We start from the raw sequence: 17,576 nt of genomic DNA, 5'->3' as shown, positions 1-17,576 counted from the left end.
GACTCGCACGGGAAAAAAGAGTTCATTTTATTTTTAAAAAATCACTGTCGGAGGTGACTAAATGCCATTATTGGATAGCTTCACTGTCGATCATACCCGTATGGAAGCGCCAGCAGTCCGTGTTGCCAAGACTATGGACACGCCGCACGGCGACACCATTACCGTATTCGACCTGCGTTTCTGCGTACCGAACAAAGAAGTAATGCCGGAAAAAGGTATCCATACGCTGGAGCATCTGTTCGCCGGTTTTATGCGTAACCACCTCAACGGCAACGGCGTTGAGATCATCGACATCTCTCCGATGGGTTGCCGCACCGGTTTTTACATGAGCCTGATCGGTACGCCGGACGAGCAGCGCGTCGCCGATGCCTGGAAAGCGGCGATGGCAGATGTCCTGAAAGTAAAAGATCAAAACCAGATCCCGGAACTGAATATCTATCAGTGCGGGACATACCAGATGCACTCTCTGGAAGAAGCGCAAGAAATCGCGCGTCACATTCTCGATCGCGATGTTCGCGTTAACAGCAACGAAGAACTCGCCCTGCCGAAAGAAAAATTGCAGGAACTGCATATCTAGTTTCCCATGCCGCCTTTCTGCCCGGAAGGCGGCATTATTATTTTTACTCAAACGCCTTTCAATATTATTTATTCATTAAAAATATTATTTATCTATATATATATAAAGATAAATGATGCCTGAACAATATCCTTTGTGGGTATGGGACTTCTTATTGTTATTTAAATGCTGTCGTGATAGTTTTCATCCTCGTTGTTATTTGACCGATATTTCATGTTTAATTTATCTATTAACTGAATGAATTTCAGTGAAAGAATATGTCTGAGTGATGAGGATATTATGCGACGCTCACAACTTTACCTCTTATGTGTCTCCCTTTTGTTACCTTTTGCATTAACGGGATGTGTTAAATCAACAGTGCCTTCGGTGGTGAAAGACTCCCCGCAGAAGCAGCAGGCGCAGCAGTGCTACGAATGGCTTACCGCATTAAAAGGTTTGGATAAATCGGCATTTCAAATCTACACCCAGCAATTTAAGACGATTAATAATAGCTACGAAGTCTATAAGAAAAATCAGCCAATAATTGATAAGAACGCCGCTGAAATAATGAAAACGGAAATTGATAACAAGGTGGAAGTTGTTTGTTCTCGCGTGCGCAGCGCGGTATTCGCGAATATGTCCAGCCGAGCAAATACGCTGAAACAGTTATGATAAAACTACGCCACTCCTCTGCTGTACTGTTATCGGTTTTCTCTCTTTCCGTCTATGCTGAGCCCGATTTATTACTCGAACGCCTGAACAAAGAACATATCATATCGGCCGAACCGAACTCACCGTTTACGGTGGATCGGGGCGCCGCAGGGGAGGTTGTTGTCCCGTCACCTCTGGCCCCTGTGAAACTGCCAGCGCCAACACCCGATTTGAGTGAACAACACATCAAGCAGCTTAAGGACCAGCTTGCCGCGCTACAGCATGAAATCAAAACGCTACGGAAAAAGCAGGCCGCCGCGATCGTAAAACCCGGGGAGGCGTCTGGTGAAGATGATAAACAGCGCCAGCAGTTACAGGCACTTAGCCAACAACTGGCGCAGGCAAATAAATCCGGTGACGCATTAAACAGCCAGCTTGATGCCGCCATGAAAAAGATGAGTATGCAGGCATCCCGTATTGAGAAGCTTGAGGAGGCGCTAAAGCAAAGTAGTGAAGAGAAAGCGCAAGCGAAACAGCAGTTAAATACGGTTCAGGCAACGCCGCGTCCCCAGGACGCCGAACAACTCCAGTCGATGAGCAACGATAACAAAGTGCTACAGCAGCAGCTGGCGGAGGCGAAAAAGCAGGCCGCTGCGTCTGAGGAGAAACGTCAGCTGGCGACGGCGAAAACGGCAGATCTGGAAAAACAGCTCGCTGAGGCGAATAAAACGCGCGAAGCAGCAGATGCGCAACTGGCTGAGGCGACAAAGCAAACTACCGGGCAGAGTGCGCAGCTCGCCGAGCTGGAAGCGAAGCTGAAGCAGCGCAGTGAAGAGAATGCGCTGGCGCAGCAGCAGCTGGCGGAAGCGAAAGAACAGAGCGCGGCATCTGAGGAGAAACGCCAGCTGGCGACGGCGAAAACGGCGGAGCTGGAAAAACAGCTCGCTGAGGCGATTAAAACGCGCGAAACGGCAGATGCGCAGCTGGCTGACGTGACAAAGCAAACTAGCGGGCAGAGCGCACAGCTCGCCGATCTGGAAGCGAAGCTGAAGCAGCACAGTGAAGAGAATGCGCTGGCGCAGCAGCAGCTGGCGGAGGCGAAAAAGCAGGCTGCTGCATCTGAGGAGAAACGCCAGCTGGCAACGGCGAAAACGGTGGAGCTGGAAAAACAGCTCGCTGAGGCGAATAAAACGCGCGAAACGGCAGATGCGCAGCTGGCTGACGTGACAAAGCAAACTAGCGGGCAGAGCGCACAGCTCGCCGAGCTGGAAGCGAAGCTGAAGCAGCGCAGTGAAGAGAATGCGCTGGCGCAGCAGCAGCTGGCGGAGGCGAAAGAGCAGGCTGCTGCATCTGAGGAGAAACATCGGCTGGCGACGGCGAAAACGGCAGAGCTGGAAAAACAGCTCGCTGAGGCGAATAAAACGCGCGAAACGGCAGATGCGCAACTGGCGGAGGCGACAAAGCAAACTACCGGGCAGAGTGCGCAACTCGCCGAACTGGAAGCGAAGCTGAAGCAGCGCAGTGAAGAGAATGCGCTGGCGCAGCAACAGCTGGCGGAAGTGAAAGACCAGGCTGCTGAATCTGAGGAGAAACGCCAGCTGGCGATGGCGAAAACGGCAGAGCTGGAAAAACAGCTCGCTGAGGTGAATAAAACGCGCGAAGCAGCAGATGCACAACTGGCTGACGCTACAAAGCAAACTACCGGGCAGAGCGCACAGCTCGCCGAGCTGGAAGCGAAGCTGAAGCAGAGCAGTGAAGAGAATACGCTGGCGCAGCAGCAACTCGCCGAGCTGGAAGCGAAGCTGAAGCAGAGTAGCGAGCAGAAAGCGCAAGTGGAGCAGCAGCTCGCAGCGGCACAGGCTACGCCAGCCGTAGCAAAAACTGCAGCAACGAAAGCGGCTTCGCCAGCCTTCTCACTGGCGGCGAACAAATCAGAACACGCCCGCGTTAACTATGCCTGGGGTGTCTGGTTTGCGGCAAAAGTCCAGCTTGAGAGCGAGGTGCTCAAAGATATCGGGCAGAAATTTATGCCGACGGCTTTTTTGCAGGGCTTGCAGGATAAATTCGCTAACACTCTGCAAATGCAGAATGCAGAGCTGGAAAAGATCCTCAGTACGCTCAACAAGCAGGTAGACGATGCGCGGCAACGCGAAATAACCCGTAACAAGAAGCAAGGACAGCAGTTGCTGGCCGATGCGGCGAAGCTAAAGGGCGCGGTGCGGGCGGATAACGGCGTGGTCTATTTGGTTGAAAAACGTGGGCCGGGTGCCGCTATTGGCGATACCGATGTCATTCGTTTCAAAGTGGATGAAAAGGTCAGCTCCGGGCAGGTTCTCGCCCAGAATGAAGTCAACACCGCGCGCGTGAGCGAGCTGCCGATGGTGATGCGTGCTGGTGTAAAAAAACTGGTCGTGGGTGGCAGAGTGAAGATTTATGTTCCCACCGAGCTGGCTTACGGCGAGGAAGGTATACCGGGCGCTGTACCGCCCGGCGTGACTTCCGTGATGACGCTGGAAGTTCTCGGCATTGAGAAGTAAAACAAGCCATTAAAAAAATCGCCTCCATCAGGAGGCGATTTGCTTTTCAGGTTAATGTGCGCCACCGCCGCCGCCGCCCGCACCAAATGGCGGTTTGGCAAACCACACCAGCCCCAGCAAGATCAGGAACACCCCCGCAGAGAACCAGAAAATCTCATTGGCGGAGATAATCAGCCCCTGGTTGGTTATCTGCTGCGCTATCCAGCCGGAAGCCTGTTGCTGCGACATGCCCATTCCCTGCAGCTGGTTATAGATTTCCTGCGAGTTCGGATTGTACGGATTGACCGACTCTGTAAGCTGCGCATGATGCATCGATTCCCGGTTTGTCCACAGCGTCGTGGTGATCGAGGTTCCGATCGAGCCCGCCAGCGTACGCGCGAAGTTCGACAGGCTCGACGCCGCCGCCAGTCGCTCTGGTGGCAAACCGGAAAGGGTGATGGTCGTCAGCGGCATAAAGAAGCACGCCACCGCGAAACCCTGAATGAACTGAGGCCACGCCGAAGCGCCGAAATCCATGCCCGGCTCGAAGGTATACGCACGCCAGTAGAAGCACACCGCATACATAATAAAGCTGAACGTCACCAGACGGCGCATATCCAGCTTATGCGCGAAGCGGCCAATAATCGGCGACAACAGCACCGGGATCACGCCAACCGGCGCAGAAGCCAGCCCCGCCCAGGTCGCGGTGTAGCCATACACTTCCTGCAACAACTGTGGTAACAACACAATCGCGCCGAAATAGAGCATATAGGCAAGGCTGATACACAAGCAGCCGATGGTAAAGTTGCGTGACTTAAACAGCGACAGATCGACTATCGGGTTATCGTCGGTTAACTCCCACACCACCAGGAAACTTATCGACACCACGGCGACAATCGTCAGCACGATGATCTCCGTCGAGTTAAACCAGTCGAGCTCTTTACCCTGGTCGAGCATCACCTGCAGGCTACCGATACCGACGATCAGCAACGCCAGCCCTACGCCATCAATGCGCCGCTGCTCGGTACGCGTTTCGCGCCCACGCAGGCTTTGCAGCGTCAGCAACACCACCAGCGCACCGATCGGTACGTTGATAAAGAAGATCCAGCCCCAGTGGTAGTTATCGCTGATATAGCCGCCGAGGATCGGCCCGCAAATCGGCGCGACGATCACCGTCATTGACCACAGCGCCAGCGCGATAGAGCGCTTGGCAGGCGGATAGTTGCTGAGCAACAAACTCTGTGACAGTGGGATCAGCGGCCCGGCGACAATCCCCTGGATCACGCGAAAGAAGATAAGCATTCCCAGACTGCTGGAGACGCCGCACGCCCAGGAGGCAATTGCGAAGGCGACGGTAGACCAGAGAAACAGCTTCACTTCCCCAACGCGTTTCGCCAGCCAGCCGGTGATCGGAATCGAGATGGCGTTTGCCACCCCGAATGAGGTGATCACCCAGGTACCCTGGCTCAGCGAGGAGCCAAGGTTACCGGCAATAGTCGGAATAGCAACGTTAGCGATGGTCGAGTCCAGCACCTGCATGAAGGTCGCAAGCGACAACGCAATGGTCATAATGACCAGCTGCGCGCCTTCCAGCGGTTTCTGTTGCATTGCACTCACCTCAGATTAACCGGCGTTGGCTTTCACGATGTTTTCGATCAAGGTGTTGACCGGCTCAAGGCTGATTTCCCGGGCGTTGCTTTCATAGGCCGGGCTGGTGCGCACCTGGCTTGCCAGCACCTGACCTTCACGATCGGCGGTATCCACTTTCACCAGCGTGGACAGACCAATACGCAGCGGATGGTCGGCGAGTTGTTTTGCATCCAGCTCAATACGTACCGGCAGACGCTGAACCACTTTGATCCAGTTACCGGTGGCGTTTTGCGCAGGCAGCAGCGAGAACGCACTGCCGGTGCCCATATCCAGGCCAACCACTTTACCGGTGTACTTCACTTCATCGCCGTAAATGTCGCTGACGATAGTCGCGCTCTGACCAATACGCATATGCGCAAGCTGCGTCTCTTTAAAGTTCGCATCCACCCACAGATTACTGGCCGGAACGACAGCCATCAGCGCGGTGGACGTTGTGATCTGTGCGCCAGGCTGCACGGCGCGGCGGGAAACGTAGCCGGTGATTGGGCTGACGATTTTAGTTCGTTGCAGCGCCAGCCAGCTATTGCGAACTTCGGTCGCAGCTTGTTTTACCGCCGGTTGATCTTCCAGACGGGTATCAAGCACGATGGCCTGGTTAGCGTTGTACTGCTGAATGGCGACATCCAGCTCTGCTTGCGCGCTGGCCACGGCATCACGGGCGTGTTGCAGTTCTTCACGGCCAATCAGGTTGGCACTGCCAAGCGGCACGCGGCGGTTAAAATCGCTCTGCGCCTGGGCGAGGGCGGTTTTTTTCAGCTCAATGCTCGCCTGCAACTGTTTGCTGTTGATGATTGACTGGCGTGTCTGGCGAACGCTGCTTGCCAGCGCGGTTTGTGCTTTTTCAAACGCCTGCTGCGCGTCAGTTGCGTCCAGCGTTACCAGCACATCGCCCTGTTTTACGAAATCAGTGTTATCGGCCCAGACTTTCGTCACGCTGCCGGACACCTGCGCCATGATTTGTACCTGGTTCCCTGCCACGTACGCGTCATCGGTCTCCTCGAAGTGACGCAGTACCAAAAACCAATAAATCCCGTATGCCACGGCAATAACAATAAAGAGCAAGGTCAGCAGAAGAAGGGCGTTTTTACGTTTGCCTTTCTTTTTGACCGGTTGCTGCGGGGTTTGACTCTCCGCATTTGCGCTCATGCTTTTCTCCACGATCTTCTTATTTTCATCCCGGCAAACGCCGGCCTGTTTTTGCCAAAAAAGCCAGTAGATACTGGCTTTTCAGTATTCTTATATCCTGGATATTCGAGCGTCTTATCGCGTTAGCGTAACGCCTCGAGAATGACGTCGTCCTCTTCCATCTGGTCGAGACGCGTCAGGAGTTTTCGGGTGATATGCTCAAGCTGATCTTTCTCGCCAACGCTCAGCGAAGACCAGAGTTGATGCAGGCAGTTATGCTGCGGGGGCAGAACCTGGCGCAGGAACTCGTGACCTTTCTCGGTCAGTTGCAGGTGCAGACAGCGACGATCGTTATCGCTTTCGCGACGCTCAATCCAGCCGCGCTTTTCCAGCTCATCAGCGATGCGTGTCGCATTGGTACGGGATGATCCCAGCGCGCTACTCAGCTCAGAAGGCTGAATACTGTGATTTTCCTGGGATTCCAGGGTAATCAGCGCCATAAACAATGTCTCGTTAATGCCCTGCGCTTTCAGCATCTTATTGCGGTTTTCCAGCAACTTGCCCTGCATATGCATACACAGGCGGGTTAACAGAATTTCCTGAAACGGGAAATCTTCATAGCGGCTGGCGCGAAACTTAAGCATTTGTTCAATGGGCGTAAACGAACTATCCATTTGGGTATAACCTCATTAATTGCAGTCGATATAGTAACGACAGTGACAAATAAAGTAAATGTATTATTTGTAGTAATAAATTTGCCTTATCTATGCATCTGCCAGGAGTTTCCAGACGATTCCGTACGCGAAAGCGCTCAGTAGCGTGGGGAGAATAATGCTGCGTGTTTTCCAGAAACTCACGCCGAGCACCGCGAAACCGGCAAGTGTCGGCAGCAAACGGCGGCTGTCGGCGGCGATTTCCGGCACGCAGGAAACCACCAGCAGCGCGCAGATGGACGCAATGCCGATGGTGTCCAAAAACACACCGCTCACGCCGCGTTTCGCCGGGCGCGACTGTCCGGCGCGGATACGCAACGGCAGATAACGGAATAAAAAATTGACGCAGCCCACCAGCAGGCCGAGCAGCAGCACCTCATTGCGCATCCGATGCTCCTTGATAAAACGCCTGTACCAGCGCGGCCAGGCAACCGGCGAAAATCCCCGCCAGAATCGCGGCAGGAATGGAAAACAGCGTGACGCCCGCCAGTGCGCCGAGCAGCGCCGCCGTCACGGCACTTATCTGGCGACGCTGGAACGAGGCCAGCAGGAAACTCATAAACAGCGCGGGCAACATAAACCCTAACGCCGATTCCACCGCCGGGTAACCATCGAGCAGTCCGTCGCCGGAAAACGCACCCAGCACCGTGCCCGCCACCCATGAAAGCCAGGAAAATAAGGCGATGCCGATCATCCAGTTTTCGCTCCAGCGACGGTTATCTCGCACCAGCTTCGCGGTGGCGGCGGCAAATACCTCATCCGTCAGGCCAAAAGCCCAGACGGCCGTTTTGCGGTTTTTGAGCGGTTGCAGAATACGGCTGCGCAGCGACGGGCCATAAAGCACGTGGCGAACATCCATGGCCATCACAGTCAGCGCGGCAACCCATAATGCGCTACCCGCGGCAAGCATGGTGGTGATGACGAACTGGCTGGCACCCGCATAAATAATGCAGGAGAAGAAAACGCTTTCGAGTGGGGTAAAACCGAGTTTGGTGGCATTCATGCCAAAGGCAAACGCGACGGGGACGTAACTCAAAACGATGGGAAGGCTGTCTTTGATACCCTCCAGAAATGTCGCGCTCTGGTCAGACGTGCTCTGTGTTGCGGTTACTGAACTATCCATATCCATAATGTTTGTTATATATCACCCACGTTAATATAACCGGGATAAACAAGTCCCATAACCTTAACAGACTGAGGGACTCGTTAACACCCCGGTGTTCCTCCGAAACGTGCAAACGTGGGGGAGTGCTTAGATTGCCGCCTCCTGGCGGTGAAATCCTCGCCACCAAACCAGCAGATTCAGCAGTGCCAGAACGCTACCCGCCAGGCAAACCCCTGTCCAGCCGGCGTGTTGCCATGCGGAAGCGGAGATCAGCGAGCCCGCCGCGCCGCCAATAAAATAGCTGGTCATATATCCGGCGGTCAGGCGGTTTCGTGCGTCCGGTTTCACGCGATAGATAACCGTCTGGTTGGTGATATGCACCCCCTGCACGGTGAGATCCAGCACGATAATGCCAATAATCAAGGCGATAACCGAGCTGTGTCCAAGCCAGATAGCCACCCACGAGAGCAGCAACAGGATCAGGCCGCCGGTGGTGGTGAGATGGGCGTGACCCCGATCCGCCAGCCCACCGGCCTGCCGTGCGCCAAGTGCGCCTGCGGCGCCCACCAGGCCAAACAGGCCGATCGTCGCCTCGGAGAACTGAAACGGCGGTGAGGCCAGAAGAAACGCCATTGACGTCCACAAAATGCTGAAGTTCGCAAAGCTCAGGCAGCCAAGCATTGCCCGGGTACGTAACAGTTTGTCACCGGCAAACAGGCCAAATATCGAGCCAAGCAGTTGCGGATAATTAAGGTGATTATCTTGCTTGATTTTCGGCAGCCCGCGCCACAGCGCCAGCGCCATTAGCACCATTAATACGCTGGCGACCCAGTAAACCGTGCGCCAGCCGCCGAGGCTTGCCAGTAATCCGGCAACGGTGCGCGCCAGCAAAATGCCGAGCAGCAGACCGCTCATAATCGTGCCCACCACTTTGCCGCGTTTGTCCGGGGTTGCCAGCGTGGCGGCCAGCGGTACGAGAATTTGCGCCACCACGGAAAACAGCCCGGTCAGCGCCGTGCCGAGGATCATCAGACCGAGCGACGAACTACTGGCGGTGATCAGCATGCCGCCTGCCGACAGCAGTGTCATCAGTACGATCAGCGAACGTCGTTCGAACATATCGCCAAGCGGCACGAGAAATAACAGCCCGGCGGCGTAGCCAAGCTGGGCGGCGGTAACAATAAATCCGGCCTGGTTGGGCGTGAGCGAAAAGGCGTGGGCGATGGTATCGAGGAGCGGTTGTGCATAGTAGTTGCTGGCGACAGCGAGGCCGGTGGCAACGGACATCAGCGCAATCAGCGCCGGGCTGAGACCCTGGTTCGGTGTGTTCATTGGCGTTGTCAGTCAGGTATGTTTTTTCCAGACACTCATCATAGCCAATAGATTGAATTTTGTGAGGAAGATCGCGTGTCGGAACGTGCGGTAACGTACCCTGCCAGGCAACGGGCAACGGGCAACGGGCAACGGGCAACGGGCAACGGGCAACGGGCAACGGGCAACGGGCAACGGGCAACGGGCAACGGGCAACGGGCAACAGGCAACAGGCAACAGGCAACAGGCAACAGGCGAACAGGCAACAGGCGAACAGGTACTGCCTGAATAAGCAAAAGCGCCATCCGGCAAAAAACCGATGGCGCTGTTGAAGGGGTGACGGCGACAGGTTATTTCTGTGCGGCAAGCGCCTCTTTGATCCAGCCGTCGAACTGCTGCTGGTGCGCTTTGATCCAGCCATCAACGTGACCCTGAATATCCGCTTCAGAGGATTTGCCTGCATGCATCATGGCGTTTTCGGCATTGATATCGGCCAGCGGCAGTTTCATCACGGCGAAAAGTTTCGCCGCCGCCGGGTTTTTCTCGGCCCAGGCTTTGTTGGCAACAATATGCATGGTATTCACCGGGAACCCGTAGTTCATGCCGTTTGGCAGTTTGGTGTCGATATCTTTCTGTTCCCCCGGCAGAGAAGAGAACGGCACTTGCAGCCAGACCACATCTTTACCCGGTTTCAGTACGTCGCTGACCCAGTACGGCGTCCAGGTGTAATAGAGCACCGGTTTGCCCTCTTTGAAACGGGTAATGGTATCCGCCATCATCGCCGAGTAGTTCCCGTGGCTAACGGTGACAGTGTTTTCCAGACCATAAGCCTGATGCTGGTGGTTAATCACCGCTTCGCAGCCCCAGCCCGGTGAGCAACCCATCATGTCGGCTTTGCCGTCTCCGTTACCGTCAAACAGCCTGGCGATTTTCGGATCCTTTAGCTGCTCAATGTTGGTGATGTGATATTTCTCGGCGGTTTTCTTATCGATCAAATACCCCTGCGCCGCGCCGGTGACATAGGTGCCTTCACGGTAGAATTTTTTGTCGCCCCCGGCGGCGGCATACATGTCGTCATGCAGCGGTTGCCAGTTGACGGCGGTAAAGGTGACATCGCCCGCCGCCATCGAGGTGTAACCCACGTTGTAATCCACTTCGTCCGGGGTATTCACGGTGTAACCGAGTTTTTCAAGGGCGCGGCTCACCAGCAATGTCTGGAAACTCTCTTCGGCAATAGTGCTTTGAAAAGGCTTCACGGTGATGCCTTTGCCTGGCAGTTCTGCGTCCGCAGCAAATGCACTGGTCGAGACAAGGGTGGCAAACGCTGTGGCAAAAAGTACGCTATGTCGCATCGTTGTTCCTTATTGTTCAGGTGGGATACTGCTGCCCGGCGAGTTGCCGGGCGACAGATTATTTAGCGAAAGGGCGGGTCAGCAGACCCAGCGGGCCGGTTTGATACCAGCGGCGATTACCGCGGCTGCGGGAATCGCGACCGACAGCCTGCGTCAGGCGATCGAGAATGATAGCGAGGATAACAATCCCCACGCCGCCAACGGTGGCAAGCCCCATATCAAGGCGGCCAATACCGCGCAGTACCATCTGGCCAAGCCCGCCAACGGCGATCATCGAGGCGATCACTACCATGGAGAGGGCAAGCATCAACGTCTGGTTAATTCCCGCCATAATGGTGGGCATGGCCAGCGGTAACTGCACTTTAAATAACATCTGGCGCGGGCTTGCGCCAAATGAGCGCGAGGCTTCGATCAAATCGGCCGGCACCTGGTTGATGCCGAGAATAGTCAGACGCACCACCGGCGGCAGGGCGAAGATAATCGTCACCACCACGCCCGGCACGTTGCCAATACCAAACAGCATCACAATCGGCACCAGGTAGACAAACGCGGGGGTGGTCTGCATCGCATCCAGCAGTGGGCGAACGATTTTCGCCGCGCGCTGGCTACGTGCCAGCCAGATGCCCATTGGCAAACCGATCACCACGCAGAACAGCAGGGCGGTCAGTACCAGCGCTAATGTCACCATCGCCTGCGACCAGGCACCGATAGCACCAATAGCAATCAGTGATACCAGCGTGGCAACGCCCATTCCGGCGCTGCTCATCTGCCAGGCGATCAGCGAGAAAAGAATAATCGCCACCGGCGCGGGCATGCCCAGCAGCATCTGCTGGAACGCGCTGAGGATGTAATCCACCGGCACGCGAATGCCTTGAAACAACGGGCGAAAGTGCATCACCACCCAGTCGATCGCCTGCGTTACCCAGCTATCGAGCGGGATCAGCGTCTTATGGAACGGATCCATAATATTGAAGTGTTCCGGCGCGGGTGCCGGCGCGCTGTGCAGCCAGTCAGCGCTGCCGCCATCGGCTGGTGCGCTACTGCCGCCGCCCCAGGCATCCGCAGACTGCGCGGCGTTGTCGGTTGCCGGTGCGCTATCCCACGGGTTGTTTTGATCAGCCATTGTTTGCCCCCTCGCGATCTAAAGCCTGCAGCAGCATCCGTTTAGAGATGATGCCCACATACTGTTGCTCTTCACCGACCACCGGCACGGCGCAGGGCGCTTGCCCAACGTGGGAGAGCAACTCGCTGAGCGGTGTTTCGGCATCCACCGCAAGCGGGGAGTCGATTAACGCCGCCTCGATCCCCTGGCTTTGACCGAGCGCCTCTTTCAGGGAGTCGATGGAAACAACGCCGACAAACTTATTGCCGCGTTCAATCACATACCCGAATTCACGATCTTCATCCTGCAACACTTTCAGCGCCGAACGCGGGCCGAAGCCTGGTGTTTTGCGAATCAGCCCAACGGGAGTACGCCGTGCAATATCTTTGGCGCTAAATACCTGACTAATATCCACACCACGGAAGAAGGTGCGCACATAATCATTGGCCGGATTATTCAATATTTCATCTGGCGTGCCGACCTGTACCACTTCACCGTTTTGCATAATGGCAATCCTGTCGCCAATACGCATGGCTTCATCCAGATCGTGGGAAATAAATACAATGGTGCGCTGGTGGCGGGCCTGAAGCTTTACCAGTTCATCCTGCATTTCGGTGCGAATTAATGGATCGAGCGCGGAGAAGGCTTCATCCATTAATAAGATATCGGGGTTGATGGCTAATGCGCGCGCCAGACCAACACGCTGGCGCATACCGCCAGAAAGTTCATCCGGATAACTGTGCGCATAATTCTCCAGCCCAACCTGACGCAGCGCATCCAGCGCTTTTTCCTGGCGTTCGTGCGCCGGAATACCGGCTAATTCCATGCCAAAGGCGGCATTATCCAGCACCGTCATATGGGGCATTAGCGCAAATGACTGGAAGACCATCGCAATCTTTTTCCTGCGCACCTCGCGTAATTCGGCGTCTGATATTTTGGCGATATCCACGCCGTCAATCAGCACCTGTCCGCGGGTGGGTTCAATCAGGCGATTGAGAAGGCGTACCATAGTGGATTTACCCGATCCGGATAACCCCATGATGACAAATATCTCGCCTTCTTCAATGGCCAGACTGGCGTCTTTCACGCCAAGCGACAGACCCGTTTTTTCCAGAATTTGTTCTTTCGAAAGTCCTTTTTCAATATATTTGAAAGCCCGCTGCGGATGCTCGCCAAATATCTTATAAAGGTTTTTAACTTCTAATTTAATTGCCATGCAATAATAGAGTTCCTGTTATTTATTGTGTCGATATCGTACCTGGTGAGAATAATTGACTGGATATACCCTAGCATACTCAGAATCTGAGACAACCCTGAATTTCCCGTCTTTAAGAATTTGCTTAAGCGATAATTGCCGCCATTTCCCATGAAATAAGGGCTGGCGGCGGATGAGATTTTTTTGAAATTCGTCGGGGAATCGCACCTGAATAGTGCTGATTCAGATGAAAATGACGAAACAATTACAGTGTAGAAGCTGAAGGGATATTGTGCCGGGAAATCACGAAGGCATTATTAAAATAATAATATCCTTTTTTCGTGGCGGGTTATTTTAAGTGCAATATCAACGGGAATATTCCTCTCCCTTTCAGGAGAGGAATGAAAGATTAGAAGTTCCAGTCTTCATCTTCGGTTTCGACGGCTTTGCCCATCACGTATGACGAGCCGGAGCCGGAGAAGAAGTCATGATTTTCATCGGCATTTGGCGAGAGCGCGGACAAAATTGCCGGGTTCACGTCGGCCATTTCCGGCGGGAATAACGGCTCGTAACCGAGGTTCATCAGCGCCTTGTTGGCGTTGTAACAGAGAAACGCTTTCACATCTTCGGCCCAGCCGCTCCCGGCGTACAAATCATCGGTGTAACTGAGTTCGTTCTCGTAGAGATCCATCAGCAGATCCAGCGCGAACGTTTTCAACTCCTCGCGTTTTTCCGCGCTCACTTTTTCCAGCCCTTTCTGGTACTTATAACCAATGTAGTAGCCGTGCACCGCTTCATCGCGGATGATCAGGCGAATCAAATCGGCGGTGTTAGTGAGCTTACCGCGGCTCGACCAGTACATCGGCAGCCAGAAACCGGAATAGAAGAGGAATGATTCCAGAAACACGCTGGCGATCTTCTTCTTCAGCGGTTCATCGGCGCGGTAATAGTGCAGGATCAGTTGCGCTTTGCGCTGCAATGCGGGGTTTTCTTCGCTCCAGCTGTAAGCGGCGTCGACATCTCTGCTTTGGCACAGCGTAGAGAAAATAGAGCTATAAGAGCGGGCGTGCACCGCTTCCATAAAGCTGACATTCGACAACACCGCCTCTTCGTGCGGGGTTAGCGCGTCCGTCATCAACGCGGGCGCGCCGACGGTGTTCTGAATGGTGTCGAGTAACGTCAGACCGGTAAAAACGCGAATAGTAAGCTGCTGCTCTGCCGGGCTTAACGTCTGCCAGGCAGGAATATCGTTCGACAGCGGCACTTTTTCCGGCAGCCAGAAGTTGCTGGTCAGGCGATTCCACACTTCCAGGTCTTTATCGTCCTGGATTTTGTTCCAGTTCACCGCGCTGACGCGTGATAGTTGGCTCATCCTTTTCTCCTTATAACGCGCAGGACACGCAGCCCTGGATTTCGGTGCCTTCCAGCGCAAGCTGGCGCAGGCGAATGTAATACAGCGACTTAATGCCTTTTTTCCAGGCGTAAATCTGCGCTTTGTTGATATCGCGGGTGGTGGCGGTGTCTTTAAAGAACAGCGTTAGCGAGAGCCCCTGATCCACATGGCGCGTGGCCTCGGCGTAGGTATCAATGATCTTTTCCGGCCCGATTTCGTAGGCGTCTTCGTACAGCGCCAGGTTGTCGTTGGTCATAAACGGCGCCGGGTAGTAAACGCGCCCGGTCTTGCCCTCTTTGCGGATCTCAATTTTCGACACAATCGGGTGAATGCTTGATGTCGCGTGATTGATATACGAAATCGACCCGGTGGGCGGCACGGCCTGTAGATTTTGGTTGTAGATCCCGTAACGCATCACATCGTCACGCAGTTGTTGCCACATTTCACGGGTTGGGATGGTGATGCCAGCACGTTCAAACAGCGCCCGCACTTTTTCCGTTTTCGGTTGCCAGTTACCCTCAAGGTACTGTTTGAAATACTCGCCGCTGGCGTAGCGCGAGGCCGGGAAACCGGCAAAATGCTGACCGCGCTCGCGGGCGATCATCATTGAGGTATGCAGCGCATGCCAGGTGATGGTGTAGAAGTAGAAGTTGGTGAAATCCAGTCCCTCTTCGCTGCCATAGGCGATGCCTTCGCGCGCCAGATAACCGTGCAGGTTCATCTGCCCAAGCCCGATGGCGTGCGAGGCGGCATTGCCGTTTTCCACCGAAGGCACCGAGCGGATATGGCTCATGTCGGACACCGCGGTTAAACCGCGAATGGCGGTTTCCACCGTGCGGCCAAAGTCCGGGGAATCCATGGTGTGCGCAATGTTCAGCGAGCCAAGGTTGCAGGAGATATCGCGCCCGGTATTGGCGTAATCAAGATTCTCATCGAAGGTCGAGGCGCTGTTGACCTGCAAAATTTCCGAGCACAGGTTGCTCATGTTAATGCGCCCGGCAATCGGATTGGCGCGGTTGACCGTATCTTCAAACATGATGTACGGGTAGCCGGATTCAAACTGGATTTCCGCCAGCGTCTGGAAGAAATCGCGGGCATTAATGTAGCTTTTACGCACGCGATCGTCGGCCAGCAACTGCTCGTACATCTCGCTGATGGCTACGTCGCCGAACGGTTTGCCGTATAAACGCTCGACATCATAGGGCGAGAACAGCGCCATCTCAGCGTTCGCTTTCGCCAGACGGAAAGTGATATCCGGGATCACCACGCCCAGCGACAGGGTTTTGATACGGATTTTCTCGTCGGCGTTTTCGCGCTTGGTATCGAGAAAACGCAGAATATCCGGGTGGTGCGCGTGCAGATAAACCGCGCCTGCGCCCTGGCGTGCGCCAAGCTGGTTGGCATAGGAAAAGGCATCTTCCAGCATTTTCATCACCGGGATCACCCCGGAGGACTGGTTTTCAATGCGCTTGATCGGCGCGCCGGCTTCGCGCAGGTTGGAGAGCAGAAATGCCACGCCGCCGCCGCGTTTGGAAAGCTGCAACGCGGAATTCACCGCGCGGCCAATCGACTCCATATTGTCTTCAATGCGTAACAGGAAACAGGAGACCAGCTCGCCGCGCTGCTGTTTGCCGCAGTTGAGGAACGTTGGCGTCGCGGGCTGAAAACGGCCTGAGAGGATCTCGGTGGTTAACTGGCGCGCCAGCGTTTTATCGCCCTGCGCCAGCGTCAGCGCCACCATGCAGGCGCGATCTTCGAAATGTTCAAGATAGCGTTTGCCATCAAAGGTTTTCAGGGTGTAGCTGGTGTAAAACTTCCATGCGCCGAGAAAGGTCTGGAAGCGAAAACCGCTGGCGTGCGCATCGGCAATCAGGTCAACGACGAACGCGCGGTCGTAACGGGCCAGCACGCTGTCGTCGTAATAACCTTCCGCCACCAGCCAGTTCAGACGTTCATCCTGGCTGTTAAACGTCACGGTATTCGGGCGCGCATGGGTTGCCATAAAGGCGTCCACCGCCTCGCGGTCTTTATCAAACTGGATGCGGCCGTCTTTATCATAAAGATTCAGCATCGCATTCAGCGCGTGGAAATCGGGCGCGGATTGCATCACGCGCTCTGCGGTTGTCGTAGCCAAAATTCGCTCACTCCTTTACGCACGTTGTCGATGTCCTGTTGAGTGCCCATCAACTCAAAACGATACAGATACGGTACGGCGCATTTTTGCGATATCACATCGCCTGCGCGGCCAAAGGCTTCACCGAAATTACGGTTGCCGGAGGCGATCACGCCGCGAATCAATGCGCGATTTTGCGGATCGTTTAAAAAACGGATCACCTGGCGCGGAACCGCACCTGCCGTACCGCCGCCGCCATAACTGGGCACCACCAGGATATAGGGTTCGTCTACCTGGATGCGTTCACGCTCATTAAGCGGAATGCGCACCGCCGGCAGCCCGAGACGCGCGATAAAACGCTGCGTGTTTTCCGAGCTGCTGGAGAAGTAGACGAGAGTGCTCATGCGCTGGCGACGCTCGGCGCGGCATGTAAGCGGTTAATCATATCCGGGCGAAAACCGGACCATGTTGTTTCCCCGGCGACAACCACCGGTAACTGACGAAAGCCCATCGCACGCAGCTCATCTGCCGCTTCCGGCACGTGGTCAACGTTCACCATTTCGAACGCCAGGCCACGGCTTTCCATCGCACGTTTGGTGGCGTGGCACTGAACACAATCATTTCGAGTGTAAATGGTAATGCGCATAATTCGTATTTCCGTCTAAAATGGATTGGCGGCGCGAAGGTTCGCGTCAGTTAGTGTCTGTGTTACTGATCCGAATACTAGATGTAGTTATTTAAAGATGCAACCACACAATATATAGGAAATTGTCATAGGCTTTGCCCGGAGGATA

16 protein-coding genes are annotated in these 17,576 nt (G+C 54.8%); 3 read left to right on the top strand and 13 right to left on the bottom strand.

What is annotated here, in order from left to right; translation table 11 throughout:
• Positions 1 to 61 precede the first annotated feature (61 nt).
• From luxS to DFO56_RS19675, 3 genes are all read left to right on the top strand, one after another.
• On the top strand, positions 62 to 577 hold the full coding sequence (gene luxS, locus DFO56_RS19685) for an S-ribosylhomocysteine lyase (protein WP_072051642.1): 516 nt from the start codon (positions 62 to 64) through the stop codon (positions 575 to 577).
• 279 nt (positions 578 to 856) lie between these two features.
• Positions 857 to 1,228 carry a hypothetical protein gene (locus tag DFO56_RS19680; RefSeq protein ID WP_233500419.1) on the top strand — a complete coding sequence of 124 codons (372 nt, stop codon included), beginning with the start codon at positions 857 to 859 and terminating at the stop codon, positions 1,226 to 1,228.
• Complete coding sequence (locus tag DFO56_RS19675) at positions 1,225 to 3,744, top strand: FKBP-type peptidyl-prolyl cis-trans isomerase N-terminal domain-containing protein (RefSeq protein WP_233500418.1); 2,520 nt, start codon at positions 1,225 to 1,227, stop codon at positions 3,742 to 3,744. The genes DFO56_RS19680 and DFO56_RS19675 overlap by 4 nt, the downstream gene beginning before the upstream one ends.
• A gap of 51 nt (positions 3,745 to 3,795) precedes the next feature.
• Here the strand turns inward: DFO56_RS19675 and emrB are convergent, their stop codons facing one another.
• From emrB to nrdH, 13 genes are all read right to left on the bottom strand, one after another.
• Entirely contained in the window at positions 3,796 to 5,331 is a 1,536-nt protein-coding gene (gene emrB / locus DFO56_RS19670; RefSeq protein WP_020454913.1) for a multidrug efflux MFS transporter permease subunit EmrB, read from the bottom strand.
• 15 nt (positions 5,332 to 5,346) lie between these two features.
• Positions 5,347 to 6,591 carry a multidrug efflux MFS transporter periplasmic adaptor subunit EmrA gene (gene emrA / locus DFO56_RS19665; RefSeq protein WP_304465993.1) on the bottom strand — a complete coding sequence of 415 codons (1,245 nt, stop codon included), beginning with the start codon at positions 6,589 to 6,591 and terminating at the stop codon, positions 5,347 to 5,349.
• A gap of 50 nt (positions 6,592 to 6,641) precedes the next feature.
• Entirely contained in the window at positions 6,642 to 7,172 is a 531-nt protein-coding gene (gene mprA, locus DFO56_RS19660) for a transcriptional repressor MprA (RefSeq protein WP_020454911.1), read from the bottom strand.
• Positions 7,173 to 7,262: 90 nt separating this feature from the next.
• Complete coding sequence (ygaH, locus tag DFO56_RS19655) at positions 7,263 to 7,598, bottom strand: L-valine transporter subunit YgaH (protein WP_020454910.1); 336 nt, start codon at positions 7,596 to 7,598, stop codon at positions 7,263 to 7,265.
• Positions 7,588 to 8,334, bottom strand: coding sequence for an AzlC family ABC transporter permease (locus DFO56_RS19650; RefSeq protein WP_045511134.1), 747 nt, complete (start codon positions 8,332 to 8,334; stop codon positions 7,588 to 7,590). Before DFO56_RS19650 ends, ygaH begins: the two co-directional genes overlap by 11 nt.
• A gap of 129 nt (positions 8,335 to 8,463) precedes the next feature.
• On the bottom strand, positions 8,464 to 9,648 hold the full coding sequence (locus DFO56_RS19645) for an MFS transporter (protein WP_045510922.1): 1,185 nt from the start codon (positions 9,646 to 9,648) through the stop codon (positions 8,464 to 8,466).
• A 329-nt stretch (positions 9,649 to 9,977) separates the two neighbouring features.
• The gene (gene proX / locus DFO56_RS19635; protein WP_020454907.1) at positions 9,978 to 10,979 is read right to left on the bottom strand and encodes a glycine betaine/L-proline ABC transporter substrate-binding protein ProX; all 1,002 of its coding nucleotides are present in this window, start codon (positions 10,977 to 10,979) and stop codon (positions 9,978 to 9,980) included.
• 58 nt (positions 10,980 to 11,037) lie between these two features.
• Positions 11,038 to 12,102: a glycine betaine/L-proline ABC transporter permease ProW gene (proW, locus tag DFO56_RS19630; RefSeq protein ID WP_020454906.1), complete on the bottom strand. Its 1,065-nt coding sequence runs from the start codon at positions 12,100 to 12,102 to the stop codon at positions 11,038 to 11,040.
• Positions 12,095 to 13,297 (bottom strand): glycine betaine/L-proline ABC transporter ATP-binding protein ProV, encoded by a 1,203-nt coding sequence (proV, locus tag DFO56_RS19625; RefSeq protein WP_020454905.1) that lies wholly within the window; start codon positions 13,295 to 13,297, stop codon positions 12,095 to 12,097. The genes proW and proV overlap by 8 nt, the downstream gene beginning before the upstream one ends.
• Before the next feature lie 388 nt (positions 13,298 to 13,685).
• Positions 13,686 to 14,648 carry a class 1b ribonucleoside-diphosphate reductase subunit beta gene (gene nrdF / locus DFO56_RS19620; protein ID WP_045510916.1) on the bottom strand — a complete coding sequence of 321 codons (963 nt, stop codon included), beginning with the start codon at positions 14,646 to 14,648 and terminating at the stop codon, positions 13,686 to 13,688.
• 10 nt (positions 14,649 to 14,658) lie between these two features.
• A complete protein-coding gene (nrdE, locus tag DFO56_RS19615) occupies positions 14,659 to 16,803 on the bottom strand; it encodes a class 1b ribonucleoside-diphosphate reductase subunit alpha (RefSeq protein WP_045510913.1) in 2,145 nt (714 codons plus the stop codon).
• On the bottom strand, positions 16,776 to 17,186 hold the full coding sequence (gene nrdI, locus DFO56_RS19610) for a class Ib ribonucleoside-diphosphate reductase assembly flavoprotein NrdI (protein ID WP_045510910.1): 411 nt from the start codon (positions 17,184 to 17,186) through the stop codon (positions 16,776 to 16,778). Before nrdI ends, nrdE begins: the two co-directional genes overlap by 28 nt.
• Entirely contained in the window at positions 17,183 to 17,428 is a 246-nt protein-coding gene (gene nrdH, locus DFO56_RS19605) for a glutaredoxin-like protein NrdH (RefSeq protein WP_020454901.1), read from the bottom strand. Before nrdH ends, nrdI begins: the two co-directional genes overlap by 4 nt.
• Positions 17,429 to 17,576: the final 148 nt, after the last annotated feature.

The organism is Kosakonia sp. AG348, assembly GCF_003337365.1.
GTDB lineage: Bacteria > Pseudomonadota > Gammaproteobacteria > Enterobacterales > Enterobacteriaceae > Kosakonia.
Note: the sequence above shows the minus strand (reverse complement) of the source record. Positions and strands in the feature narration are given on the sequence as shown.